Source organism: Vibrio sp. OPT18 (genome assembly GCF_015163615.1).
Taxonomy (GTDB): domain Bacteria; phylum Pseudomonadota; class Gammaproteobacteria; order Enterobacterales; family Vibrionaceae; genus Vibrio; species Vibrio coralliirubri.
The window spans coordinates 1-24,844 of sequence record NZ_JADDYK010000081.1 but is presented as its reverse complement, the minus strand read 5'-3'; the positions used below and the strand labels follow the sequence as shown (position 1 = coordinate 24,844).

Here is a 24,844-nt window from a genome sequence, read left to right as displayed (position 1 = left end):
TAATAAGCGTAAGTACTGTATGTAGTGCTATGGCGTACCAACGAAACGACATACCATCATGCTATGACTACGCGAAACTCACAGAATACAGTACGTCAGAGGTTGATAGAGAACTGTTTGTTATCGTCGATCAGACCGTGCATCTTGACACCAACATGAAGAAAAATGTTGCTTCGCAGTTGGCGAATTTCGGCCACCCAGGAGATAAAGTAACCATTGTGACTTTTAGTGCAATGGCGGTTGGTGAATATACAAACGTTCCCTTTACCGGTCGCTTTGAAAAACTCCCATTATCGAACGTTCAAGATGATATGAATGCGATGGGTTTGCGAAAGCTGAAACGATGCTTGAAAAGCCAAGCGGGTGCAATGGGTCAAGCTCAGCAAACACTTAAGAATTCATTCAATGACGGGGATCAAGGGTATCCAGCGACTGAGCTTGTAGGCACAGTCCTCACTATTGGTAATGATCTAATTTCGCGCTCTACCGCTGAACGAAAGATCGTGTTACTCGTTTCAGACATGCTTGAAAACTCAGCGACATTATCGTTCTATAGTGGGGGCAGAGTGAAAGTCCCGGATGCTAAGCTTTCTTACTCTAAGTACAAGATTCAAGGGTTTGCAGGCAATTTTGAACAAGCTGAGTTTCATGTTATTGGTGCTGGTTTTATCCATGGAGGAAAGAACTATAACTCAACCAAGTCTATGATTGAGCTAGAGAAGTTCTGGAAAATGGTGCTTAACGATGCAAATGTCGATTTAAAGCAATTTGGTAAGCCGAACCTATTGGGTAGTATCCACTAGCTTTTGAAATGAATTAAATAAAATTGAACGCCATATCTAATAAATATGTGGCGTTTTTTATTGGCTCATCGCGGCTTTCCTGGGAAAGTCGCTATTGTCTTCAAGAAGAAGTAGTCTGTATCTCGATGCCGATATCCCATTCGCTTGATTAGCTTTATCTTGTTGTTTATATCTTCCAATGTGCAGGTGTTTAGCGGATAACTTGCCGATGCGATAATGCCGTGAAGATAAGGAGGCAGTTTTCGTGCGAGTTCTTTCAATGGCTTAATTACACACTCTTGTACTTGCTCATACCATGTGACTCATAGCCCATTGCATGCTCTTCTGATTCGCAATACCAAGGTTCTTTGAGTTGTGCTTCGAGTATATAAGTGGTCTTTAAGTCCATATTAACGTTACAATATTAAGGGTCACAGGCGTTTGTTTTAACGGTCAACGTTAACTCAAACTCTATTTTCAGTGTCATCTAATCAACCTATTCTTTCCTTTTTATATCAGCCTTTCGATAAATACCGTTACGACTCTCCTTCACACTATCATTCGCATTGCTAATTATTATATTTTTTATACCGTTGATTGTTAAGGGTTTTTATTCTTCTTTCTGCCTTGCTACTAAAGTGACTTCATATTTTGTTACATCTCAAATATTAACTATTTATTGAAACGTTATAACGTAACAATAAGTTAATTGGTGATGTATCTTAGAAAGGAAAAAGTTGTGAATAAAAAATTGGTTTCTCTAGCGGTTGGTAGCATTCTCGTTTCCCCTGTTTTTGCCGACACGTTGTCAAACCCTCAAATTGGCGTTGTTCTTGATGGTTATTATCAAGACGGTCAACGTAATAACTCGGAGCGTGATGAAGGCTTTGGTCTTGGTCATACAGAGCTGAACATGTCTGCGAATATTGATGACAAGTTTTATGGCTCTTTGACTACGGTTATTGAAACTCACGATGATGAGACTGAATTACTGCTCGAAGAAGCTTTCATTGAAACACTGACGATGCCTTACGGTTTAAGCATTCGAGGTGGTCGTTTTCTATCAGACTTTGGTTACCTGAATAACCAACATATGCATACTGATAGCTTTGTTGAACGTCCTGCCGCTTACCGCACATTCTTAGGCTCTCATTATTACGATGATGGTGTTCGAGCAAACATCGTTCTTCCTACAGATCTGTATGTGAAGTTCGGCGTTGAAGCGTTAAGTGGTAGCAAGATGTCGTCTGTTGATGATGGCTCTGACGTTGGTGTTTACACTACAATTCTTAAGCTGGGTGACGACTTTTCAGAGTCATCAAGCTGGCAGTTTGGTTTGAGCTACTTACGAAATGAAAACGGTAAAGTTCGTGAGTTTGGAGACCATGATCACGGGCATGACCACGATCATAGCCACGGTGCGGCGGTTACGGGCTCAAACTTATACGATGCTGATTTTTGTATGGAAGTGGGCTCCGAACGGTAACTACAAATACCAAAACTTCACGCTTGCAGCTGAGTACATGCTGTTAGATGGCATCTTCGCCTGCGATGGCGTTGAATATTTTCGTTTGTGAGCCTGAATGGCAAGCTCTTGTTCATAGTCACGCTCCTGATGCCAACATCTATTCGGCGACTACGGCTAAGCAAGACCCGCACTATGTTCAAGCAAGACCATCACTTATTGCCAAAATGCGTCAAGCAGATATGGCAATGTGTTCAGGGTCTGAATTAGAAGTAGGCTGGTTACCAATGCTGCAAGTACGCAGTGGTAATCCTGCGGTTCAAGATAGCGCGCCCACCATGTTATACGCGAGTGATATGGTAGGTATGCTTGATACCCATGATCATGTCGATCGAAGCATGGGAGACATCCATGCTCACGGAAACCCACATGTTCAGTTTGCTGCTGAATATATGATTCCTATATCGAGAGAAGTCACCAAGCGTTTACAACTGCTTGATCCTGACAATGCACATATCTACATGCGAAATGGCATGAAGTTTCGTGCCAACTGGCGTAATAAATTGGCAGAGTGGGAAACAAAAGCAAAGCCGTTACAAGGTAAAAAAGTAGTCGGGTGTCATGCTACATATCGTTACCTCTTTGACTGGTTAGATATGGCGCAAATTGCTGATTTAGAACCTAAGCCAGGGATATCACCGACTACGTCACATTTACAATCATTGACCAAGTTGGATCCTGCTTCGTTTGATGCGATTGTATATTCATCACACCAAGACCAGCGTCCTGCTAATTGGCTTAACCAGCAAATCAACAAGCCTACGATACAGCTACCATTGACGGTTGAAGAAGGTCAGAGCCTTGATCAAATGTACGATCAAGTCATTGATGAGTTGCTGAGAACGCTCGTTAACCCAGACACATCAACGAGATCGTAATGTTGAATGAGTATGGCTGGCACCTGCAGTATTGTGTGGATTAATAGCATTAGTTGGCAACATCGTGCTTGGGGAGCAGGTCCTCAAGCGCCAGATCATCTTTATTGATCTCGCTGTCGCGCAAGTGGCAGCCCTTGGCGCCGCTTTGAGCCAGTATTGGCTGAGCCGATATGCACTGTTTAGCGGATCTTGGTTTGCAGAGATGATTGGCCCGTGGGTCATGTCATTGTTGCTGTGCGGATTAATTGCGTTAATGGAAAAGCGTTACAAACAACACTTAGAACCAATGATAGGAAGTTTGTTTGTGGTATCGGCTTCACTAGCGATTCTATTGGTCAGCAAAGATCCTCATGGCGCCGATTTTATTCAAGGCATTCTCAACGGGCAGCTGTTGTGGTCTACCTGGGATGACGTTTGGCCATTGGCAATAATCACAACCGCGATGTTGGTGTTGATTAGCGTAAAGCCTGAATTTATGCAGGGTAGTGGTTTTTATCTTATCTTCGCTATATTGATGCCGATCACCGTAAAGCTGACTGGGATATATTTGGAGTTTGCGTTACTGGTGATACCTGCGTTATGTGCAGCTGCGTATAAAGGCGTTCGCTTCTTTATCGCGAGTATTGGGGGTGGCACTGTCGGTATTTTATCGGGCTTAGCGGTGTCGGCTTATTACGACTTGCCAAGTGGCGCCAGCATTGTCATCACGCTGTTTTTGGTGGGGGTGATGTTTAATATAGTGATGAAGTTGATTAGAAGCACTTGTACTGATAGTTCGACACGAGCTTGTGGTTAGGAAAAGGCCTCTAAGGTTTAACTTGGAGGCAACGAACCTGACGTTAACAAGACCATGGCGCTTTCTCTGTTTAGAACCGATAGCGCTGGCATATTATATTTAGACTTAGCTATTAAAGGCGGTTTAGGTATAAAATCGCGAAATCATAATTCTAAAGGATGGTGCCATGTACCACGGTCATATCTATTTCCCTCTGCGATTTGCAGAGCAGGCAGAAACACTGCGTCAGAAAATTTTATCGGAACGTAAAGATGTATTAGAGGTTTTCCCATTAATACAGCGTTTGGTTGGTCCACATAAGATGCCGATGTTTGAGATTCACTTTGCTAACAAAGAGTCGGGTATTGTTGAATGGCTTGAGCAAGAGCGCGGTGATATGTCGGTGTTGATTCACCCTGTGACTGGCGGTGAAGAAACGCTAGATCACACAGTACGTGCGACATGGCTTGGTCGTGAACTGGGTGTCTTTGAAGAAACACTAAGTAGCTAATTTAATTCGCGCCCGACAGTACGTGCCTAATCAACGTACTTAGTTAATATCGCTGCTGTCGGGTGTGCCAATACTCACTAACGTTTTGAACTATGTTCTTCCTTAAATAATTAGCTTCTCCAGCTATTCCCCAGTAACAGTGATACCGCTACCGACACACCCAGTGCGATTAAGATATTAGGTAAGTTAAATCCCCAAATCGCGACACAAACCGCCACGGTTACCACTGCCCACAATAGTGTTTCTAATATCCAAGTGCCCATAACATAACTCCTAACTAGATTGTGCGACTAGCATAACCAAGCCAAGGTAAACTTTTGGTCACCATCAATTAACCTTTCAGAAAATCGCAACAGTATGACTTTAACGATGAACTCATTGTTGTTGGTTTCATGAGTAAACTGCCAACCTTGGTTCAGACAAACGCGATCAATAAGCTCCAGGCCGATTCCAAATGAGGTTTGTTGATCAGAGTCGTTTGCTAGGTTTTCATCTTCCAAACGATTGGTTACCTCAAACTGGTTTGCTGCAAGCGTGATGCTGATATCTCCGCTACCGCCGTGTTGGAATGCATTTCGTACCAAGTTGGTGAGCACAACCTCGGTTAACTCGCGGGGAAGTGAGTACTCGCCTTGGTCGACCTTGGTGTGGATCTCTACTTCTTTGTTTTTGAGAAGGTAACGTTGGCTTTCGATGATGTTATCGAGCAAAGGTTCTAGCTTGATTTGTTCATAGTTGGTTTCTATCTCGCTATTGCGGCTCATCCACAGCAGCGTCGTTACCAAGGCTTTCATGCTGGTGGCTGAACGTTGGATTCGTGCTACCGCTCGTTGGCCGCTGTTGGGAATGCTTTCAGACAATCGAACCAGCATATCGCCACTGGCTGAAATGGTGGCAATCGGGGTTCTTAATTCGTGGCTGGCTGCTCTTAAAAAAAAGCTCTCACGTTCATTGGCTTGGCGTTCACCTTGTACGCTTTTAACCAGTTGCGAAGCCAACTGATCGATCTCTTTATACCGAAACTGAGTCAGTCCTTGAGTGTTGTTCACATCCAGAGATTCAGACCATTTTGATAAGGTAATAATCGGTTTGGTGACTCGGTGTATCAGTAGGCGAATGATCAAAAATACCAAGAGTAAAAGGGCACCGATAGCGATGAAGGCGTTGTTAATTTGGTTCACGGAATCAGGCGGGTTTAATTCGAATAGATTCAAGTAGATGGCTTCATCGTATTCCGAAATGATGTATAGCGCTTCTTCGCTACCTGATATCGGATGCTTGGCTGCGTAGAGGTACTGACCTGACTCGCTGTTCGATGAAAGCTCGTAGTGTTCATAAATTGCATCGTTATCAAATGCTTTCCAATCAAAAGTTTGTTGGAATTTAGTGGGCAGTTCTGAATAGCTTAGAAAGGCTTGGAACGTCGGGTTTTGGTAGTCTGGCAGTTGCCCTGTTTCGATGTATTGTTGCTCTGCGACTTCCAACTCATACAAGAATCCATATTTTGCCGATTCATTGAGACCGATGTGATAGCTCTGAGACACCATCAAACTGTAGATGGCTGTGAGTAATACGACGATGCCAAACAGGTAGAGGTAGATGTCGCGCTTGATACTGACTCGATTCATGGTCACTTGTTTCATGATGGCTCCTTATGTAAGACAACACCAATGCCATGAACCGTGTGGATAAGCTTTGAATCAAAGGGCGCATCAACCACTTGTCGAAGCTTAAACAAATGTGCTTTCATGCTATCAGAGCTTGGCATTTCATCTTCCCAGGCCTCTTCAAGCTTGGCTTTGCTCACCACATTAGGGCTGTTTCTTACTAACATCACGAGCATTCGCCAACATACAGGGGAGAGCTTCAATAACTTGCCGTCTCTAATGGCTTGGTGTTTATCCAAGTCCAGTTTGAGGTCTGCCACAGACAACGACGTCACAGAACCTTGAGCACGACGTACTAACGCCATCAACCGTACTTTGAGTTCTTCCATCGCAAAAGGCTTCACTAGATAGTCATCCGAACCTACCTCGAACCCGGCGATTTTGTCTTGTAGCGTGTCTCTTGCCGTTAACATGAGAATAGGAGTGGTCACGCCTTGTTGGCGAAGAGATTGGCAGACATCGAGCCCGTCCATCTTGGGCATGTTGATGTCCGTTAAGATGATGTCATAACGCCCCTCTAAAGCGAGGTTGAGACCCGCACTGCCATTGTAAGCAAAATCGAATTCGAAACCGTCGAGTTCCATATAGTCTGCAATGGCTTCTGCTAAGTCGCTGTCGTCTTCAATCAACAGGGCGTTAATGCTCATAAGTGTCCTTACTTTGTTTCTCGTTCTCTTTTCCAAGCCCAGATAGGCGGCTGGATAAGAAGTTGTAATCGGTAGTTCCAATTCGGCGCATGCCATAACTGTTGGCACAGTTTAACGTAGCCGTGGAAATATACCTTAAATGGGTTCACAGAGTTGATTCTAGGGAACACGCCGTATCTGACTTCTTCCTCTTCTTTCGCGAAGGTACCGAACATCTTGTCCCAAATAATGAAGATGCCAGCATAGTTCTTATCAAGGTATTGCTTATTGGTCGCATGATGCACTCTGTGGTGTGAAGGCGTATTAAACACGGCTTCAACAGGGCGGGGCAGTCGTTTAACGGTTTCAGTGTGCAGCAGTGTCTGAAACAGTTGAACAAAAGTTTCACACATCAGAACCACAAACGGGTTAAAGCCGAGCAGAATCAACGGCAAGTGAAAGAAGAACGGAAAGAACCAATCTAAAGGCCCAAACCTGTAAGCAACCGAGATATTAAAGTAAGGCGAGCTATGGTGAACTGAGTGTGTTCCCCATGCTAAGCCATTACTGTGCAAGAATCGGTGCTCCCAGTAGTACGCAAGATCGGCCAAGATCAAGCAACCAAGAATTGTCCAGCCGGATATTGGCAGTTGAGTTAGGCTGAAATTCTCGTAGGCGTAAACAAAAGCACCAACATAGGCTAACCCGACAAAGAAGACAGTAACCAATAAGAAGAACAAGGTGACTAAATTGGTCGCGCTGTCACCCAACATATTCCAGCTGAGCTTTTTCTTAAAGGCATAGCGGATAAGCTCAAAGATAAACAGAGCCAAAGCAAGCAGTAGAAAATTATCATCTACCCAAGTCTCGGTAAGGATGATGCTTGTTTCTGTGAATGTTTGAGAGAGAAAGTTCCCAATGCTATCCATAGTGAAATCCATAACTTAATCCTTTACTGACCATTCTTATAATAGACGTATAACTCGCTAGAATCTGGCAACCCATGCTGATTCAGTTGGTGGTGCTCTATGACTATGTCCACTTCTTTTAATATCGCGATACCTTCCCAAGCTTGTGCGAGTTCCTGTTCAGTATGTTCACCTTTGCGTAGCAGACGCGAGCCTTGGGCTTTGCTCGGAATATTAATTAAGGGTTTGTTTTTATTTGATGTTGATTGCTTGGTCGGGAAACCAATGGTGATCGTTGCTTCGCTGAAATCAGAGCTGATCTCTTGATAGACGACGATGACTTTCTGCTGCTGTCCGATCTCCTCATCATTTGCTTCTAGGTTTTGATAGAAATCGACCCACAGCTCTGGCACATCCTCTAAAGGGATAGTCTTGCTCAAACCTTGCAGGTAAGTTGTATTTGCAGTCGCCTGTTGTTTTACCTCTACGGACTTATCTATGGATGGCGTACTTATTGACGACTTATTTGTTGACGACTTGCTTACTGATGACTGAGCTATTGGTTGCTCAGTCGAGGCATCCGCAATCGCAGGCTGAATATGGAGTGTCCCCCAGACAGCGCCAGTAATACCGACTGTTGTGAGTAGTGAAGCGAGTAATTTCATGCTCATTCCTTGTGTGTCATTTTCTTATCAGCGACAGTAAAGGAGTCGAGGTAAACAAAAGGTAACCGTGGGGGATTGTTTTAGTCAGAGAGTATTGGTGATTCATTAAAAAAGGCTCCTCAATTGAGGAGCCTTTGTTTTATTTGTTGCATTGAAATTATCAATGCATCAGGAGCGCTCTAAATTAAAGAGCTTGGGGGATTAAGCCTCTGCAGTTGCCTTAGAGTCGCTCATCTTTTTAAGAGCTGCATAACCAAAGCCTGTTACTGCTGTACCTGCTGCAATCGCCACAAGGTACATAAGAACTGGAGAGATAGCACCAGGAATTAGTAGTACGAATAAGCCGCCGTGTGGAGCCATTAGCTGAGCACCAAACATCATTGATAGAGCGCCAGTTAGTGCGCCACCTGCCATACAAGCTGGGATAACACGCATTGGATCTTTCGCTGCGAATGGAATCGCGCCCTCAGAGATGAAACATAGGCCAAGAACGAATGATGCTTTACCCGCTTCACGCTCGCCCGCTTCAAACTTGTCTTTCACTAGGAAAGTCGCAAGGCCCATACCTAGAGCTGGAACCATACCAGCTGCCATGATAGCCGCCATTGGTGCGTAAGTTTGCGAAGCCAATAGACCAACACCAAATGTGTAAGCTGCTTTGTTTACTGGACCACCAAGGTCGAAACACATCATTGCGCCTAGAATCACACCCAGAAGAATCGCGTTAGACGTTCCCATGTTGTTTAGGAAAGTTGTCATTGCGCTCATCACGCCAGAAACAGGGCCACCCACGATGTAAACCATCACAAGACCAGTGAACAAACTCGCGATAAACGGAATGATCAGGATTGGCTTGAGGGCTTCCATGGATTGTGGAAGTTGAACCTTATCGGCAATGAATTTCGCTGCGTAACCGGCAATGAAACCTGCTGCGATACCACCTAGGAAACCTGCACCCGTTGAGCTAGCCAGCATACCGCCGATTAGACCAGGAGCCAGACCCGGACGGTCAGCAATTGAGAACGCAATGAAACCAGCAAGAACAGGAATCATCAGTGCGAATGCAGAACCACCACCGATAGTCATCAGTGCTGCTGCCAGTGTGCCTTCTTCTTTAAACGCTTCGATACCGAATACGAAAGAGAGTGCGATGATCAAACCACCCGCAACAACCACAGGAAGCATGTGAGAAACACCTGTCATTAGGTGCTTGTACACGCCTTTCTTCTCGTCAGCAGGTGCTGAATTTGAAGAAGCTGTGTGTTGGTATGGTTTAGCTTCGGCGAATGCTTTTTCCATCTCTTGCTTTGTTTTCTTTAAAGCAGGGCTTGTTGTTGTTTTGTATAGCGCTTTGCCGTTAAAACGATCCAGTGGAACGTCGATATCTGCTGCGATGATAACCAGATCAGCGTCTGCGATTTCTTGGTCTGTCAGTTGGTTTTTCGCACCTACAGAGCCGCGAGTTTCCACTTTGATTTGGTGACCTAGGCGTTTGCCTTCTGCTTCAAGCGCTTCAGCTGCCATAAAGGTGTGTGCAACACCAGTTGGGCAAGCGGTAATCGCTACGATTTTTTTGCTACCTGTAGCAGGTGACGTACCGGTCACTTCAACAGTGCTTTCAGCTTGAGAAGCGTCTAATACCGTTGCTTCTGCTACCGCTTTCTCTAGAAACGCTTTTGCATCTGCAGTGCATTCAGAGATAGCCGCTTGGTACACTTTCTTGCCGACAAAGCGCGCTTTATCAACGTTGGTGTTGGCTGCGATAACCACAACATCGCTGCTGTCGATAGCGTCTTGCGATACGGTTGAGTCAGGTAACACGCTTGATTGACATTCAATAGCGGCGTTCCAACCCAGTGCTTTTGTCGCTTGCTCTAACAAGCCTGCTGCGATGATGCTGTTTGCTACGCCACTAGGGCAAGCTGTGATAATGGTAATATTCATAATAAACCTTTTGTCCTATTTGCTTGTGCCTAACTGGCTAGTTGGAGCACTAAGCGACTGTAATTGGATATTTTGTAGTACTGAATCCAGCTCTTGTTGGCTGGTGATGCCCACGCCTACCTGTGAAACTGCTAGAGCAGATAGGGCGGTTGCGAATTTAATAAGTTCTGGTTTTGGCATCTGTTGCATGTGACCCCAACATAGGCCAGCAACCAATGTGTCACCTGCACCTACCGTGCTGACTACTTGCATGCGCGGTGGTTGAGCATGTAACCATTCACCTTGGTTTAGCCACATCACGCCTTCTGCGCCAAGTGACACCACGATGTTTTCAATGCCTTTTTCACTTAGGGCTTGGCCCGCGTGTTGGCATTGGTCACGAGTTGTCAGCTCTGCATTGAACAGCTGAGACAGCTCTTCATCGTTTGGTTTGATCAACCATGGTTGTGCATTGATACCGGCTTTAAGTGCGTCACGGCTGCTATCAAATAGCACCTTCTTACCTAAATCGTGTAAGCGTTGCACCCAAGAAGCGCAAAGCTCTGGCGATACGCCTTGTGGCAAGCTGCCTGCAATGACGAAGTAATCGTGTGTTTCAGCAAGTTCTAATAGGGTTTCTTCGAACGCTTTAATCGCGTCAGCATCAACAGGAACACCTGGGAAGTTGATGTCGCTTACTTGGCTTGAGTTCTCAACCAGTTTTACGTTGATACGAGTTGCGCCATCAACACGGATAAAGCGGTCAGTTGCGCCCATTTGTTCGAACAGTTGGCAGAACGCTTCTTCGTTATTGCGACCAAGGAAACCTGTTACGGTCACTTTCGCGCCAAGCTCTGAAAGTACTTTTGCTACGTTTACGCCTTTGCCCGCTGCGTGCAAAGAGCCTTTGTTTACTAGGCTCACTGAACCAACGTTAAGTGCGTCGATAGCGCCTGTCAGGTCTAGAGCAGGGTTAAGCGTTACAGTAACGGCTTTGATTTGTTTATCAGACATATCGACTCCTTAACCTTCGCCAAGGCCTGAAGCGATAGCTTTGCCAATCGATTCAAGTGCTTGTGCTGCGTCATCACCTTCAGCAACAAACTGAAGCTGGTGGCCGTGTTTAACGCCAAGAGCGATCACTTTCATCAAGCTCTTCGCGTTCACTTCTTTTCCGTCGCCATCTAGGTTTGACACGCGGATTGTTGATTCAAACTTCTTCGCTTCAGCGACTAGCATTGCGCCCGGACGAGCGTGCAGGCCGTGTGCGTTTTTGATTTTGAATACTGCGCAGTTGTCATCGTCTTGAGAAGCTGTAGAAACCGCTTCACCTTTCAGAAGACCAATTACTTGCGCTGCGTCAGCGGTTAACAGTTGTTGCTGTTTACCTTCGAAAACCATCTTGCTTAGGTTTGCCAGAATAGATTGGTGCGCGCTGTTACAAGCGGCGAATGCGACCAATGCTTTAACTGGTGTGCCTTCGTATTCACAATGGTTCGCTGTTGAAACGAAAGATACGCCAGTGCGAGTTACACCTTTATCGCTGCCCAATAACCACAGGCCTTGGCCTAGGTGAGTCGGTGTTTTTGTTACTAGGTCAGCAACGAATGCGTTGTCTGTGCAACCTGTGTTCTTAAGTAGGCCGCCTGCAACTGCAGACATTTGAACCATGTCGCTTGCAGGGAACAGTAGCTGAACTAAAGAAGCGTCTAGGTCTGCTTCTAACTGAACTTCGCCGTTCAGTAGGGCGATGATTTCGTCTTCTGATTTCGCTTGCTTTAATTTCTCTTCAACACCGTCAGCTGCTAGCACTTTCGTTAGCTGCTTAAGAATGCCTAAGTGCTCGTCAGATTTAGCTGCAATACCAATCGCAACGTAAACACGGTTGCCGTCTGCCCAATCAATACCTTCAGGGAAGTGGTGTACCGCAACGCCTGTCTCTTTTACTAGGCCACGAGTATCCGTCGTTCCGTGAGGGATCGCGATGCCGTTACCTAGGAACGTAGAGTTCTGGTTTTCACGGTTCAGCATTCCTTCAACGTAACCAGAGTCAACTAAACCTTTAGCTGTCAGGTCGCCAGCAATGTTTTGGATTGCTTTGAATTTGTCTTCGGCAGTTTGGCCTAGAGTGATGTCAGATTTTGATAATTTAAGCATGGTGCCTCTTTAGCGTATCGCTTGAGAATTTGTGTATCGCTACGATTCAGTCTAGAGCAAGATTTATGGAGCTTAACTCGTTGCTTAACTCTTTGTTTTATATTGGCTGAATCGGTTCAGCATTCAGTGTAAAAAAATTCAGCAAAGCCGATTTTGGTTTTCAAAATAGTTTTGCTGCGTGTCGTATTTCCAGTTTCGTTAACAACAAGAAGCTGAATCACGACAAATGACGCTCAATCCATTCAAAAGGATGATTGAAGTCACTTTTCAGATTTTGCTGAATCCTTTCAGCTTTTATACTGAATCGATTCAGCATATAATTCAACTAATCCAAGGATCAGAAGATTGGTTATATGATCCTACGCACAAAATACAGGTCACCCATATGACACTAGATGAGATTGCCAAACTAGCCGGTGTGTCGAAAACGACAGCTAGCTATGTGATTAATGGCAAGGCGCAGAAATACAGAATCAGTGAAAAGACACAGCAGAAAGTCATGGCAGTGGTGGAAGAGTATAACTACCGACCAGACCATGCTGCTTCGTCATTGCGCGCTGGTAATAGCCGTTCATTTGGTTTGATTATTCCTGATCTGGAAAACAGCAGTTACGCGCGTTTAGCAAAATTGATAGAGCAGAACTCACGTAAAGTGGGCTATCAGATTTTGATTGGTTGCTCAGATGATGACGCTGAAACTGAACGTAAAGTTGCGGAAGCGCTTGTTAGCCGTCGTATCGATGCCTTGCTGGTGGCGAGCTCAATGCCAGACGCCAATGAGTTCTACTTGAAACTACAAAACTCAGGCACGCCAGTCATCGCGATAGACCGTCCTTTAGATGATGAGCACTTTGCCTGTGTGATCAGTGAAGATTTCGAAGCTGCATTTGAACTGACCCATTCGATTCTCGATGACAGTATTCATAGTGTTGGTTTAATTGGCGCATTACCTGATCTAAACATTTCACGAGAACGTCAGTTGGGTTTTGAAGCGGCGAATAAAGCACATACTCAACAAACACGGCTAACAGAAAACAAGCCGATGGTTGTCGGTTATGGTGAGCACTTTGACAGAGAATCAGGGCGCGAGATTTTTGAGGGTTGGATTGCTAAAGGCACCGTGCCCGATGCGATTGTCACTATGTCTTACACCTTGTTAGAAGGTGTGTTGGATGTGATGGTCGAAAAGCCAGAACTGATCAACCAAGTAAAGCTGGCAACCTTTGGTGATAACCGTTTATTGGATTTCTTACCTTTTAAAGTCCATTCACTGCCACAGCAATTCGAAGTGATTGCAGACAGCGCCTTTGCACTTGCTTTGAACGCGTCTGCTAAACGTTACCAAGCTGGTATTGAACTAGTGCCAAGAAGCTTAGTAAAACGAGGCTAATTCCAGTTAGTTTACACAAGCTAGGTTAGACTTGGACACTTAGCTCGAACTTGGTTTTAACTCGAACCTGTAATTAACTAGAACTCAGCAATAAGCCCATTTCTACAATGGCAACAATGCCGAGCAACAAAGCCAACACTTTCCAAAACTGGATCGGGTTTCGGTTTATCAAAGGTTGCTTGGCTTTGCTTTTCACCAAGCTTTGGTTTGGTGTGTAAAGGTCTGCCACAAAATCCCCTAACACTTGATGACGTTCGCTTGGCGATTCCGCGCAGGCTTTTTGTAACACCAAATCTACCCAACTGGGTAAGTCAGCTCGTTTCTGAGTGATGGGTTGGTATTCCCATTGATGGTGGCGAGATTGCTTAAGCGATTGTGCGGTCATTTCAGAGTAGGGAAGTTCGCCGGTTAGCATTTCATAGCCGATCACAGCGATAGAGAACAGATCTGAGCTTGTGGTTGCCGTGTTGTGCTTGATGGTCTCGGGTGCAATGTAATTGACCGCGCCTAATGGTGTGTCGTCTTTGTCGGTGAGCTCTCCTTCTTCAAGGCCTCTCACTAACACCGCACCAAGGTCGATGATTTTAACCTCACCATCACGTTGAATCATGATGTTTTCCGGCTTTAAGTCTCGGTGCACCATGTCTGCACGTTGTAATACTCGAATGCCTTGAGTGATCTTTTCTAGTATGTCGCGCACTTCATTGAGTGACGGTTTTGGGTTGTCGTACATCCATTGTCTTAGGGTGATGCCTTCTACCCATTCGCAGATTTGGTATAAGAATTGCGAGTTCTCTGGCGTCGGGTAAACCTTCATTACTCTCTTGTTTTTTAACAAGATCCCCGCCCATTGTTCATTAAAGAAAGCTCTGAGTTGCGAAGGGCTATCGTGATATTGAACGGAAGGGACTTTCAGCACGAACTCGGTTTGTGTCTCTTTCTGCATCACACGATACACATGGCTTCTAGAGCCTGCATACAACACCTCAAGCACCATGAAGTTGTCGATACTTTGCCCGAGCTTCAACGCAGGTGGGATGGCACGTTTAGCCAGCTTTTCATGGAACTCAATCAGCGAAGGCTTAGGCAGATGGCTGACTTGCACAATCAAGCAGCTCACGTTGTCTGAACTATTGTGGCTTAAAGCGGTATTACAGATAGTTTGTGCAGCGTATTCGAAATCCGCTCCGGGTTTGTCGATGTGTTCCTTGAAGGTGTTGGGAGAGACAAACTCGTGCACGCCATCCGATGTCAGGATAAAGCAGTCGTTTTTCTTGATAGGCAGGGTTTGATAGTCAACGTTGAGTTGGTTGTCCATGCCTAAGGCGCGTGTTAGATAATGCTTCTGCCCCACATTTTTACGGGTGTGATCGCGTGTTAGCTGGCGTAATTCTCCATCTCTTAATAAGTAGATACGGCTGTCGCCAACGTGGAATATATGCGCGGTGTTTGATTTGAGTATCACGCTGCTGAACGTCGAAACAAGGGCGTTGTGGTTCACTTGTTGTGCGGGATGGATATTAGAAACAGACGTGTTGAAGAGCCAAGAATTGAGGGACGTTAAGACCTTTTGCGCCGAACGTTGAATGCTCCAGCTTTGGGGAGTCGCGTAATAGTCGTCGATAAACTGCATCACGCTGGTGTGACTGGCTTTCTGGCCGTGTTCACTGCAACTTGCGCCGTCTGCTATGCAGGCAACACTGCCTTTCAACTCTTGCTCTGCGCGAGTTTTAGGGTGTTTTACAATGATGGCATCTTGGTTTTCATCACGCACGCCTTGATTCGAATAACCACCAAACTTAAGCGTTAACTGGTTGTTGGATTCTGGCGCGATGACTTGCCCTTGGCTGAATGAAATTGTCATAACTGGTCTTCTTCTTAACTGCTCTTCTTCCCGCTTCCTTGACAGAACATCCTAGGAAGAACAAAAGCCCTAGTGAACTTAGAGCCTTTGAACGAAGCACCTTGCATTGATGTATCCGCTAAGGTGCTTCTCCCGATTCAATAATATCAATGCTTCCTAGTTTGAAACATTAATCAGCGTGACACTGCCATCGTCGTTTACTTCGGCGATTTGACCGTTAGGCTCTTCCATGAACAGGAGAGTCACAAAGCCAAGTACCGCTGTTGCAGCAATCACTAAGAAGAACGTTTGGTAGCTCACGAATGACAACACAGTCAGGTAAACTACCGCACCGACGTTACCGTAAGCACCCGTCATACCTGCAATTTGACCTGTCATACGGCGCTTGATTAGAGGAACCGTTGCGAATACTGCACCTTCACCCGCTTGCACGAAGAAAGAACACGCCATCGCCGCAACAACCGCTAGCCATACAGGCCATGTGCTGTCGACCTGGCCCATTGCGAAGTAACCCACAGCAAGACCAATCGTTAGAATAAGCAGTGTTGGTTTACGACCGAATTTATCTGAAATCCAACCACCACCTGGGCGAGACATTAGGTTCATAAAGGCATAAGCCGATGCAACCATACCTGCAAGAACCGGTGTTAATTCAAAGGTTTCAGAGAAGAACAGTGGCAGCATAGAAACCACAGCCAGTTCAGAACCAAATGTCGCGAAGTACAATACGTTCAGTACCGCAACTTGCTTGAATTTGTACTGGTGAATCTCTGGTACTTCTTCTTTAAATACGTTCTTGTTTACTTTCCAAACTTGCGACACTTCGTACACGTAAAGCGCAGCCAAACCGGCATACACAGAGTAAACCGCCATGTCAGACAACATGTTGATGTTGGTTGGTGATAGCTTCCAAGTCAGTAGCGCTAAAGCGGCATACATAGGGATCTTCATAATAAGTAGGAAGAAAAAGTCACCCTTTGATGTCACTTCCATTGCTGTTACTTGAGCCGGTTTGAAGTAAGTCGAACCTTTTGGTGTATCTGACACGTTTTTGTAGAAGATAAACGAGAACGCTAAGCTCATTACTCCAGTAATACCAACCGCATAACGCCAGCCGTCTTCACCACCAAACGCTAGAGCGAGAGTTGGAAGTGTGAACGCTGCTGCTGCTGAACCGAAGTTACCCCAACCGCCGTAAATACCTTCTGCAGTACCCAGCTCATTGTGTGGGAACCATTCAGACACAAGACGAATACCGACAACGAAACCTGCACCAATGAAGCCCAGTAGGAAACGAGCGATTGCTGCTTGAATGAAAGAGTCTGCCAGAGCAAACATGAAACAAGGGATAGAACAGACCGCGAGTAGCGAAGAGTAGACCAACCTCGGGCCATATCTATCGGTTAGCATACCTATTGCGACACGGGCCGGAATGGTCAATGCAACGTTGAGAATCAGGAGGGTTTTGATCTCTTCAGTAGAAAGACCAAGTGTGGCTTTTACCATTTGCAGTAGTGGGGCAAAGTTGAACCACACAACAAAGGTAATGAAAAAGGCCATCCAGCTTAGGTGTAAGACCTTCATCTTACCCGTAAATGAAAGCAGCGAAAATTTAGTGTTATCCATGGTTTAAATCCTTTAAATCTGGAAAATTACCCGGTTTGTGCATCTGCGTTACTTCCGAACTTCGAACGCTTTTAATGTGCATAAACCCTGTGCCGAAATTGCGCACGCCAATAAGCGTTTGCATCATGGTGTCGGCGGTTTAGTTAACTGGCGATAGCAAGAGGTGTGAGAACTTGAACTTGTTCTCCTTGCTTGCGAACTTCAAATTTCACGAGCTTGAGCTCAGGCTGTTCAAGACATTCGCCAGTTTCTAAGTGGTAATGCTGCTTGTATAAGGGTGAGGCCACATAAGGTTCTCCGCTTAATGAACCAATTATACCACGTGACATCACATTCGCCTTGCCGATAGGGTCGTAATTAGAGAGCCCATAAAGCGTGTCGCTGCGCTTGCAGTAAAAAATAGCCACTTGGTTATCGTCTACTTTGGCGCAAATTCCCCCGTTTGGGGTTAGGTCGCTTGTGCTGCATACGGTTGTCCAATTTTCCATGACTTTCTCCTAGTCTAAAATTGAGTTTCTATTTTTTTATTGATGAACCTGATGAACCTGATGAACCTGATGAACCTGATGAAATTTATGAAACCTCAGTCACTTCGATTTGGTCTGCTTTAGCGAGCTTTTCATCGCGTTTTGAATTCGAAGCATCACTCAAGCTCGGCTTAGGAAAACGTTGCTCTCGCTCTTTGATGAAAGAGAGGCTAGTGTCCATTTCTTCACTGTTGATGTAGTGCTGGAAGCGCTTCATCTTCTCAGGGTTTTCAATGGTGGTTTTCCATTCACACTGGTACTTCTCGATGTTGAGTGCGATGTCCGCTTCGAGTTCTTCAGCTACGTTGAGCTTGTCTCCAATCACGACTTGCTTGAGGTATTCAATGCCGCCTTCGAGGTTCTCCATCCATACCGATGTACGCTGTAAGCGGTCTGCAGTACGTGTGTAGAACATCAAAACGCGGTCGATGTATTTAAGGAGTGTGGTTTCGTCTAAATCAGTGGCGAATAGGTCGGCATGGCGAGGGCGCATACCGCCGTTACCACAGATGTAAAGGTTCCAACCTTTGTCGGTGGCGATAACACCAATGTCTTTCGATTGGGCTTCTGCACATTCACGAGTACAGCCTGAAACCGCAAACTTGATCTTGTGTGGTGAACGCAGGCCTTTGTAGCGGTTCTCAAGTCGAATCGCTAAACCAACACTGTCGTCGACACCGTATCGACACCAAGTGCTACCGACACACGATTTCACGGTACGAACCGATTTACCGTAGGCGTGGCCCGTTTCAAAACCTGCATCAATCAGCTTTTTCCAGATGATTGGCAGTTCGTTAAGTTGTGCGCCAAACAAGTCGACACGCTGACCGCCCGTGATTTTGGTGTAGAGGTCGAACTCTTTAGCGACTTCACCAAGCACGATCAATTTATCGGGTGTAATTTCACCGCCAGCGATACGCGGAACCACCGAGTAAGTGCCGTCTTTTTGCATGTTGCCAAGGTAGATGTCATTGGTGTCTTGCAGCTCGATGTGTTGATCTTCAAGGATGTAATCGTTCCAGTACGAAGCCAGAATCGAACCGACAGCCGGTTTACACACAGTACAGCCTAATCCGTTGCCGTGAGAATCTAACAGCTCGTCGAAGGTCTTGATTTTGTTGACACGGATGATGTCGGTAAGCTCTTGGCGAGAATAAGCAAAGTGCTCACAGATATCGTTAGAGACTTCTACACCTAGGTTACTTAGCTCGCTATCGAGAACCTGTTTAGCAAGGGCAGAACAACCGCCACAACCTGTTGAAGCATTAGTGGTTTCTTTCAGTGCAGCCATCGTGGTGCAGCCAGCAGAAACCGCCTCTTTAATGTCGCCTTTGGTTACATCAAAACATGAACAGATCACTGCGCTGTCTGGCAGAGCTTCAACACCCATTGCCGAGCCAGAATCATCGGCCACGTTAGGTAAAATCAATACCGATGGGTTTTCAGGAAGGGGCATATCATTTTGCTTGATTTGCAGCAGCGAACCGTAGGCTTCTGCATCACCGACCAATACGGCACCGACGATCTTTTTACCATCAGCAGAAACAATCAAACGCTTATAAACTTGTTCGATTTCATCGTTATAGGTATATGATTGAGCGCCTTCCGTCTTGCCGTGTACTTCACCAATACTGGCAACATCGACGCCAAGCAGTTTGAGCTTGGTGCTCATGTCTGCGCCCGTAAATGCAGCGTCGTCAGTACCGTCAGAGACAATATGCGAAGCCGCGATTTTTGCCATCGAATAACCGGGAGCGACTAAGCCGAAGATCTTGTTATCCCAAAGGGCACATTCACCAATCGCGTAGACGTTCTCGATATTAGTTTGGCAGTGATTGTTGATCACAATACCGCCGCGTTCGCCAATCTCGACATCAGAGCTTCTTGCCAGCTCATCTTGAGGGCGAATACCGGCAGAGAATACGATCATATCGGTTTCTAAGTGGGTGCCGTCTGCGAAGTTCATGCGGTAGCGAGCGTTTTCTCCGTCGACTATTTCAGAGGTCGCTTTCTCTGTATGAACTTGCACACCAAGGTCTTCAATCTTTCTGCGCAGTAGGGCACCGCCACCGTCATCTAACTGAACGGCCATTAGGCGAGGTGCGAATTCAACTACATGGGTTTCCAAACCAAGGTTTTTGACTGCGTTTGCGGCCTCTAAGCCAAGCAGACCACCACCAATCACCACGCCAGATTTGCTGCCTTTGCTTGAAAGTTCGATGGCGTCTAAGTCTTCGATGGTGCGATAAACGTGACAGTGTTCTTGGTCGTTACCGGGAATAGGGGGAACAAAAGGGAAAGAGCCCGTCGCCAAGATTAGCTTGTCGTAACTTTCAACATGGCCACTTTCAGTGATGACTTGTTGATTGGCGGTGTCTAGCTTGGCAACCTTCTGGTTCAACAAGTAGTTCACGCCGTTACTTTGGTAATACTCTTCACTGGTCAATGACAGGTCATCAGCGCTTTTACCATTAAAGTAAGCCGTCAGCTGAACACGGTCGTAGGCCAGCCTTGGCTCTTCACTAAAAGTAATCACATCAAACTCATCACTCTCTGATTGCAGGATGTTGTCGATAAATTTGTGTCCAACCATGCCGTTACCAACAACGACGATTTTCTTCTTGCTCATAATCCATTCCTTATTCTCGGCGTCACCATCACTAGCATCTAATTTCTAGTCGTTAGCAGATGAATACCGGGTTGAGATTCCACTCAATTCATAATCATCAAGAAAAACAAAAATGTTTTTTCTAAGTCTTGGTTTTTAGTAGAGCAAGGAGGATGCCAGATTACGTTTCGTTCATTTAAATAAAAATTAACTTATAATTTTCAGTGGTTTAAAAAATAGAGGTGGCACGCAATTACCCCTAAAGTGGTATGTAAATTTTTTGTTAGATTTATATAAATGAGCGTTTGTGGTGCAACTTTCCGCAAGATGGTGCAAAAATTAAGTTTCTATCTTGGTTAAGTTCTAATTGGTTCGTTGTTGATATTTGTTATTTTATTAAGTTATTGTTTTTAATTGAAAATATTTGCAATTCATCGGCTGCTATTAAGTGGCGCGTTATTTGCTTGGTTTCAGTTATTACAATTATGGATAATTGAGCGAGAAACGGATGACCGATTCAAACAGCGGCTGGATAAAATCAACCTGTGCTTATTGTGGTGTAGGGTGTGGAATAGAAGCGAGACCGACATCGTTAGGAAAGCTAGAAGTACGTGGTGATAAAGATCATCCATCAAACTATGGAAAGTTATGTACTAAAGGGATAGCGCTTGGTGATACTGTCACGCCTTTAGGACGCCTAACACAGCCTGCTCATATTCAGAATGAGCAAAAACAAGAGCTGGATTGGAACAGTGCTACTCAGTTGATCGCAGACAAATTCAATCAAACGATCGAAGAATTCGGGGCCGATTCGGTTGCGTTCTATGTGTCTGGTCAGCTGCTTACCGAAGACTATTACGTTGCCAATAAATTGATGAAAGGCTTCATCGGTAGTGGCAACATCGACAGTAACTCTCGCCTTTGCATGGCTTCAACTGTGGTCGGGCATAAGCGAGCATTTGGCGCAGACACCGTACCTGTCTGTTATGAAGACCTCGAGCAAGCCGATCTAGTCGTGATTACTGGCTCAAACCTCGCTTGGTGTCACCCTGTGCTATTCCAAAGGTTAAGAGCCGCCAAACAAGCCAACCCTGCATTAAAAGTGATAGTCATTGACCCGCGTTATACCGATACCTGTGAAATTGCCGACATGCACTTGGCGCTGGAATCCGGCTCAGACGTGGCGCTGTTTAACGGTTTGTTGGGTTACCTCGACGATAACGATAAGCTAGATGCAGACTACGTAGAAAACCATACCCAAGGTTTTACTGAAGCCATTCGATCCGCAACTCATTACCGTTACACCGAGTCTGGCTGGGGCGATAAAAGCGTCCCCGATCTAACAGGGCTTACCGAGCAGCAACTCGAACAGTTCTACAAGTTGTTTGCTTCTAATGAGAAAGTGCTCACCATCTATTCACAAGGCGTAAACCAATCCACACAAGGGTGTGACAAGGTGAATGCCATTATTAACTGCCATTTAGCCACCGGAAAAATCGGTAAACCGGGCATGGGGCCATTCTCTGTAACAGGCCAGCCAAACGCAATGGGTGGGCGAGAAGTGGGCGGGCTAGCCAATACCTTAGCGGCGCACTTTGAATTTGGTGATCCGCGATCACACCAAACGGTGAGTGAGTTCTGGCAAACCGACAGCTTAGCCACACATGCGGGTTTAAAAGCAATTGACCTGTTCGATGCCATGAATGAAGGCAAAATCAAAGCGGTGTGGATCATGGCAACCAACCCAGTCGTGAGCCTGCCTGACAGCGAAAAAATCAAAACCGCATTAGAGAAGTGCCCGTTTGTGGTGGTGTCTGATTGTATTGCCGATACGGAAACCACTCGCTTGGCTGATGTAGTGCTGCCCGCACAAGGGTGGAGCGAAAAGTCGGGCACTGTGACCAACTCTGAGCGCCGAATCTCACGCCAGCGCCGTGTTTTACCAAGCCCTGGGGAAGCCAAACCCGATTGGTGGATATTAAAAGAAGTCGCACAAAAAATGGGATTCAAAGAGCAATTCGAGTTCCGCCACGAAGGTGAGATCTTCAAAGAGTATTGCGAGATGACAGCGCTCGGCAATGAAACAGGTAAAGCGCGTGACTTGTGCTTAATTGGACTCACGCAACTGGATGAAAAGGGCTATGGCGAACTCACTCCACAGCAATGGCCAGTGCTTGAGTATCAACCTGAGATCATTGAGCAGCGCATGTTCACCGATGGCGAGTTCTTTACTGAATCTGGCAAAGCGCAGTTTATTGCAGTCGAACACGACAAACCGATTGCCGATACCAGCCTTGAATTCCCGCTTATCATGAACACAGGTCGAATCCGAGATCAATGGCACACCATGAGCCGCACAGGCTTGGCGGCAGGCTTAGGCGAACACACCCCAGAACCCTTTGTTGCCATGCACCCAGATACCGTTTCAGAACTGAACTTGGATGAATTTGGGCTAGATGCCTTCAACCACGCCACTATTAATCCAGTGGTGAAAGTGCGCAGCGCACAAGGGGAATGCCAAGCACGATTAGTGGTGACCAAAGAGATGCGCCGTGAACAAGTCTTCATGCCGATTCACTGGAACGCACCGACCGCCAAAGACAGCAAACCATGTGACTTGATCTTGCCTCATACCGATGCGGCATCTGGTCAGCCAGAGTTCAAACACACCCCAGTGGTGGTTGAACCGTGTGGCTATCGTAGCGAAGCCGCACTGGTCAGCGACAAGGTGATGGATTGCAGCGGCTTTGATTACTGGGTTCGCCAAAGAGTGGAGGGCGGTTTTCTGTATCGCATCTCATCATCTAAGAACCCTATGGAGCTAGTGATTCAGCTAGCCAACACACTCGATGCATTACCAGAACCTAACGCGGAGGCGATCAAATCACTCCATTACCACGGCAATAAATCATTCAAGAACTACGGCTCTGCCAAGCTGGGTAAGTCTGGTGTAAAGCAAGCCTTTGTGGTGAACAGTAAGCTAGACCATCAAAGCATCGATTGGCTGGTGGAATGCCTAACTCGAGAAGCCGATGAAGAGTTCGAAGCCGAGTTTTTGAGTACCATGGCGAAGTAGTAACTATCTTTCCCTTATCCATACCTATAGCGTAAACGCCGACAATCATGTCGGCGTTTTTGTTTGAGAATACGACTCTTAAGTTATGACAACTCATAGATTGAATTACGGCTCACTCACATATTGGGGAGTTTTCTGCATTTTGCCGAAACTATATGGAAAATTTCTGCTTTCCGTCATGTTTGATGTGAAGATAAGTAGGTAAGATGATGTTATTAAATGAGTTATTAGACTAAGTGTAGTGTGTCTGGAAACTAGGCAGAATTGTTTCAGGGAAAAAATGCAGAATTATTCTGTCTAATATAGCTGTTAGGCAATTGTCCTATACTATTTTACATAGTGTTGGATAGGAGTCTTATTGCATGAAATATTTACTATCACTACTTGTACTATTCGTTCCTATGATTGTACTTGCTTCTGACAAATCAATGTATGTCGTCGCTAGTGAGTTAAACGTACGACTAGAGCCTAACAGTAAAGGTAAAATTACTAACGTCCTATATCATGGACAGAAAGTAGAGGTTTTCGAGTTTCGGTCTGGCTGGGCTAGAATTTCTAAATATTATGACGGCAATATAGAAGGTGTATCTGGAAATGTAGCGCGGTGGGTTTCATCTAAGTACTTAAATGATAATAAGCCAGCTCTAAAAACTCAAAAAGGTAAGGGTACAACTCGCCTCGAGAGGGCTCTTTTGTATTCTGATGATTACTCAACCTACAAATCAATCTTTATAGATAAATCTCAAGTTTTAATAAACATGGGACGGTGTAGTTTGGCTGACTTTGAAGAGTTTGGTGGCTGGGTGCGTTCAACAAATTATAAGCCTAAGAAAGTGTATTTTACCTACTGTGGTGAAGCGCATATATCTAACCGTATTTATTTAGATATAAGTAGTCATAAGCTGTTTCAGTAATTGCCTAACAAAGCGTTAAAGACAGATTCGCAACGCTCGGCATTTTCGGTTTGGTTGAGTTTTGGTGTTTACGGTGACAAGGTTAAGTTCAGTGGTGGCGTTGCTCACTACTTAACGCGGCGTTATAACTATATGGTGATTCATGTATCAACAAAAAGAAAAAAACATAGCGAGAGCTGCTGTGATTGGAGCGGCAATAAGCTCACTTTGTAGTGAACGGGAAGGCAGTACTCTGGCAAGTAGAGATCATATGAGGAAGGTTCGCAATGAATTAATTTCTCGCGGAGATCGAGATCAATATTCTGCGCAGCATTTAACCAATGCAACGGCGTTGTTGCCTAAATCAGTTGAACCTTTTCCAAGTCCCGTGATCTGAACCTTTGTGATAGTTAGAACGGTGGTGACATGGGTAAAGCGAAAAA

Annotated in this window: 19 protein-coding genes and 2 pseudogenes; 8 read left to right on the top strand and 13 right to left on the bottom strand. The window is 45.5% G+C overall.

Going from position 1 to position 24,844, the window contains the following annotated elements:
* The first annotated feature begins 29 nt into the window (after positions 1-29).
* The gene (locus IQQ51_RS20980) at positions 30-803 is read left to right on the top strand and encodes a hypothetical protein (RefSeq protein ID WP_193842030.1); all 774 of its coding nucleotides are present in this window, start codon (positions 30-32) and stop codon (positions 801-803) included.
* Positions 804-868: 65 nt separating this feature from the next.
* On the opposite strand, the pseudogene IQQ51_RS27905 reads toward IQQ51_RS20980, so the two are convergent.
* Positions 869-1,200: pseudogene (locus tag IQQ51_RS27905) on the bottom strand (transposase); the annotation flags it as partial.
* Between the two features lie 321 nt (positions 1,201-1,521).
* Here IQQ51_RS27905 and IQQ51_RS20970 point away from each other — a divergent pair.
* The 4 genes and pseudogenes from IQQ51_RS20970 to IQQ51_RS20955 all read left to right on the top strand — a co-directional run.
* Positions 1,522-2,323, top strand: a pseudogene (locus IQQ51_RS20970) (hypothetical protein); the annotation flags it as partial.
* On the top strand, positions 2,316-3,185 hold the full coding sequence (locus tag IQQ51_RS20965) for a metal ABC transporter solute-binding protein, Zn/Mn family (RefSeq protein ID WP_193842029.1): 870 nt from the start codon (positions 2,316-2,318) through the stop codon (positions 3,183-3,185). The pseudogene IQQ51_RS20970 and the gene IQQ51_RS20965, both read left to right, overlap by 8 nt.
* Before the next feature lie 31 nt (positions 3,186-3,216).
* Entirely contained in the window at positions 3,217-3,981 is a 765-nt protein-coding gene (locus IQQ51_RS20960) for a metal ABC transporter permease (protein ID WP_265584332.1), read from the top strand.
* A 166-nt stretch (positions 3,982-4,147) separates the two neighbouring features.
* Positions 4,148-4,471: a DOPA 4,5-dioxygenase family protein gene (locus tag IQQ51_RS20955; protein ID WP_017082518.1), complete on the top strand. Its 324-nt coding sequence runs from the start codon at positions 4,148-4,150 to the stop codon at positions 4,469-4,471.
* Between the two features lie 110 nt (positions 4,472-4,581).
* Here IQQ51_RS20955 and IQQ51_RS20950 read toward each other — a convergent pair whose 3' ends face one another.
* The 8 genes from IQQ51_RS20950 to fruB form a co-directional block, all read right to left on the bottom strand.
* A complete protein-coding gene (locus IQQ51_RS20950) occupies positions 4,582-4,734 on the bottom strand; it encodes a hypothetical protein (RefSeq protein WP_164091092.1) in 153 nt (50 codons plus the stop codon).
* Positions 4,735-4,761: 27 nt separating this feature from the next.
* Complete coding sequence (locus IQQ51_RS20945; protein ID WP_228013092.1) at positions 4,762-6,114, bottom strand: sensor histidine kinase; 1,353 nt, start codon at positions 6,112-6,114, stop codon at positions 4,762-4,764.
* Entirely contained in the window at positions 6,111-6,785 is a 675-nt protein-coding gene (locus tag IQQ51_RS20940) for a response regulator transcription factor (protein WP_193842028.1), read from the bottom strand. Before IQQ51_RS20940 ends, IQQ51_RS20945 begins: the two co-directional genes overlap by 4 nt.
* An 8-nt stretch (positions 6,786-6,793) precedes the next feature.
* The gene (locus IQQ51_RS20935; RefSeq protein ID WP_086967786.1) at positions 6,794-7,705 is read right to left on the bottom strand and encodes a sterol desaturase family protein; all 912 of its coding nucleotides are present in this window, start codon (positions 7,703-7,705) and stop codon (positions 6,794-6,796) included.
* An 11-nt stretch (positions 7,706-7,716) separates the two neighbouring features.
* Positions 7,717-8,337 carry a hypothetical protein gene (locus IQQ51_RS20930; protein ID WP_193842027.1) on the bottom strand — a complete coding sequence of 207 codons (621 nt, stop codon included), beginning with the start codon at positions 8,335-8,337 and terminating at the stop codon, positions 7,717-7,719.
* 201 nt (positions 8,338-8,538) lie between these two features.
* Positions 8,539-10,281, bottom strand: coding sequence for a PTS fructose transporter subunit IIBC (gene fruA, locus IQQ51_RS20925; protein WP_086967790.1), 1,743 nt, complete (start codon positions 10,279-10,281; stop codon positions 8,539-8,541).
* A gap of 15 nt (positions 10,282-10,296) precedes the next feature.
* Positions 10,297-11,274 (bottom strand): 1-phosphofructokinase, encoded by a 978-nt coding sequence (gene pfkB, locus IQQ51_RS20920; RefSeq protein ID WP_193842026.1) that lies wholly within the window; start codon positions 11,272-11,274, stop codon positions 10,297-10,299.
* Between the two features lie 9 nt (positions 11,275-11,283).
* The gene (fruB, locus tag IQQ51_RS20915) at positions 11,284-12,417 is read right to left on the bottom strand and encodes a fused PTS fructose transporter subunit IIA/HPr protein (protein ID WP_193842025.1); all 1,134 of its coding nucleotides are present in this window, start codon (positions 12,415-12,417) and stop codon (positions 11,284-11,286) included.
* A gap of 385 nt (positions 12,418-12,802) precedes the next feature.
* Between fruB and cra the strand changes: the two genes are divergently transcribed.
* Complete coding sequence (gene cra, locus IQQ51_RS20910) at positions 12,803-13,807, top strand: catabolite repressor/activator (protein WP_193842024.1); 1,005 nt, start codon at positions 12,803-12,805, stop codon at positions 13,805-13,807.
* A gap of 73 nt (positions 13,808-13,880) precedes the next feature.
* Here cra and IQQ51_RS20905 read toward each other — a convergent pair whose 3' ends face one another.
* From IQQ51_RS20905 to nirB, 4 genes are all read right to left on the bottom strand, one after another.
* Complete coding sequence (locus IQQ51_RS20905; protein ID WP_193842023.1) at positions 13,881-15,671, bottom strand: bifunctional protein-serine/threonine kinase/phosphatase; 1,791 nt, start codon at positions 15,669-15,671, stop codon at positions 13,881-13,883.
* A 156-nt stretch (positions 15,672-15,827) separates the two neighbouring features.
* On the bottom strand, positions 15,828-17,297 hold the full coding sequence (locus IQQ51_RS20900) for a NarK family nitrate/nitrite MFS transporter (protein ID WP_193842022.1): 1,470 nt from the start codon (positions 17,295-17,297) through the stop codon (positions 15,828-15,830).
* A 143-nt stretch (positions 17,298-17,440) separates the two neighbouring features.
* A complete protein-coding gene (nirD, locus tag IQQ51_RS20895; RefSeq protein WP_017064759.1) occupies positions 17,441-17,785 on the bottom strand; it encodes a nitrite reductase small subunit NirD in 345 nt (114 codons plus the stop codon).
* 85 nt (positions 17,786-17,870) lie between these two features.
* Positions 17,871-20,453, bottom strand: a complete 2,583-nt coding sequence (gene nirB / locus IQQ51_RS20890) for a nitrite reductase large subunit NirB (protein ID WP_193842021.1) — start codon at positions 20,451-20,453, stop codon at positions 17,871-17,873.
* A 472-nt stretch (positions 20,454-20,925) separates the two neighbouring features.
* Here nirB and IQQ51_RS20885 point away from each other — a divergent pair, with 472 nt between their 5' ends.
* Entirely contained in the window at positions 20,926-23,508 is a 2,583-nt protein-coding gene (locus IQQ51_RS20885) for a molybdopterin oxidoreductase family protein (RefSeq protein WP_193842020.1), read from the top strand.
* 362 nt (positions 23,509-23,870) lie between these two features.
* The gene (locus IQQ51_RS20880; protein WP_122080792.1) at positions 23,871-24,422 is read left to right on the top strand and encodes an SH3 domain-containing protein; all 552 of its coding nucleotides are present in this window, start codon (positions 23,871-23,873) and stop codon (positions 24,420-24,422) included.
* Positions 24,423-24,844: the final 422 nt, after the last annotated feature.

Bases quoted from the DNA above. Each gene is read 5' to 3' on its own strand.
- IQQ51_RS20880 (WP_122080792.1), top strand. From the start codon at position 23,871: ATGAAATATTTACTATCACTACTTGTACTATTCGTTCCTATGATTGTA.
- IQQ51_RS20900 (WP_193842022.1), bottom strand. From the start codon at position 17,297: ATGGATAACACTAAATTTTCGCTGCTTTCATTTACGGGTAAGATGAAG.
- cra (WP_193842024.1), top strand. From the start codon at position 12,803: ATGACACTAGATGAGATTGCCAAACTAGCCGGTGTGTCGAAAACGACA.
- IQQ51_RS20945 (WP_228013092.1), bottom strand. From the start codon at position 6,114: ATGAAACAAGTGACCATGAATCGAGTCAGTATCAAGCGCGACATCTAC.
- pfkB (WP_193842026.1), bottom strand. From the start codon at position 11,274: ATGTCTGATAAACAAATCAAAGCCGTTACTGTAACGCTTAACCCTGCT.
- nirD (WP_017064759.1), bottom strand. From the start codon at position 17,785: ATGGAAAATTGGACAACCGTATGCAGCACAAGCGACCTAACCCCAAAC.
- IQQ51_RS20930 (WP_193842027.1), bottom strand. From the start codon at position 8,337: ATGAAATTACTCGCTTCACTACTCACAACAGTCGGTATTACTGGCGCT.
- IQQ51_RS20940 (WP_193842028.1), bottom strand. From the start codon at position 6,785: ATGAGCATTAACGCCCTGTTGATTGAAGACGACAGCGACTTAGCAGAA.
- IQQ51_RS20980 (WP_193842030.1), top strand. From the start codon at position 30: ATGGCGTACCAACGAAACGACATACCATCATGCTATGACTACGCGAAA.
- fruB (WP_193842025.1), bottom strand. From the start codon at position 12,417: ATGCTTAAATTATCAAAATCTGACATCACTCTAGGCCAAACTGCCGAA.
- IQQ51_RS20955 (WP_017082518.1), top strand. From the start codon at position 4,148: ATGTACCACGGTCATATCTATTTCCCTCTGCGATTTGCAGAGCAGGCA.
- IQQ51_RS20950 (WP_164091092.1), bottom strand. From the start codon at position 4,734: ATGGGCACTTGGATATTAGAAACACTATTGTGGGCAGTGGTAACCGTG.
- fruA (WP_086967790.1), bottom strand. From the start codon at position 10,281: ATGAATATTACCATTATCACAGCTTGCCCTAGTGGCGTAGCAAACAGC.
- IQQ51_RS20965 (WP_193842029.1), top strand. From the start codon at position 2,316: ATGGCATCTTCGCCTGCGATGGCGTTGAATATTTTCGTTTGTGAGCCT.
- IQQ51_RS20935 (WP_086967786.1), bottom strand. From the start codon at position 7,705: ATGGATTTCACTATGGATAGCATTGGGAACTTTCTCTCTCAAACATTC.
- nirB (WP_193842021.1), bottom strand. From the start codon at position 20,453: ATGAGCAAGAAGAAAATCGTCGTTGTTGGTAACGGCATGGTTGGACAC.
- IQQ51_RS20905 (WP_193842023.1), bottom strand. From the start codon at position 15,671: ATGACAATTTCATTCAGCCAAGGGCAAGTCATCGCGCCAGAATCCAAC.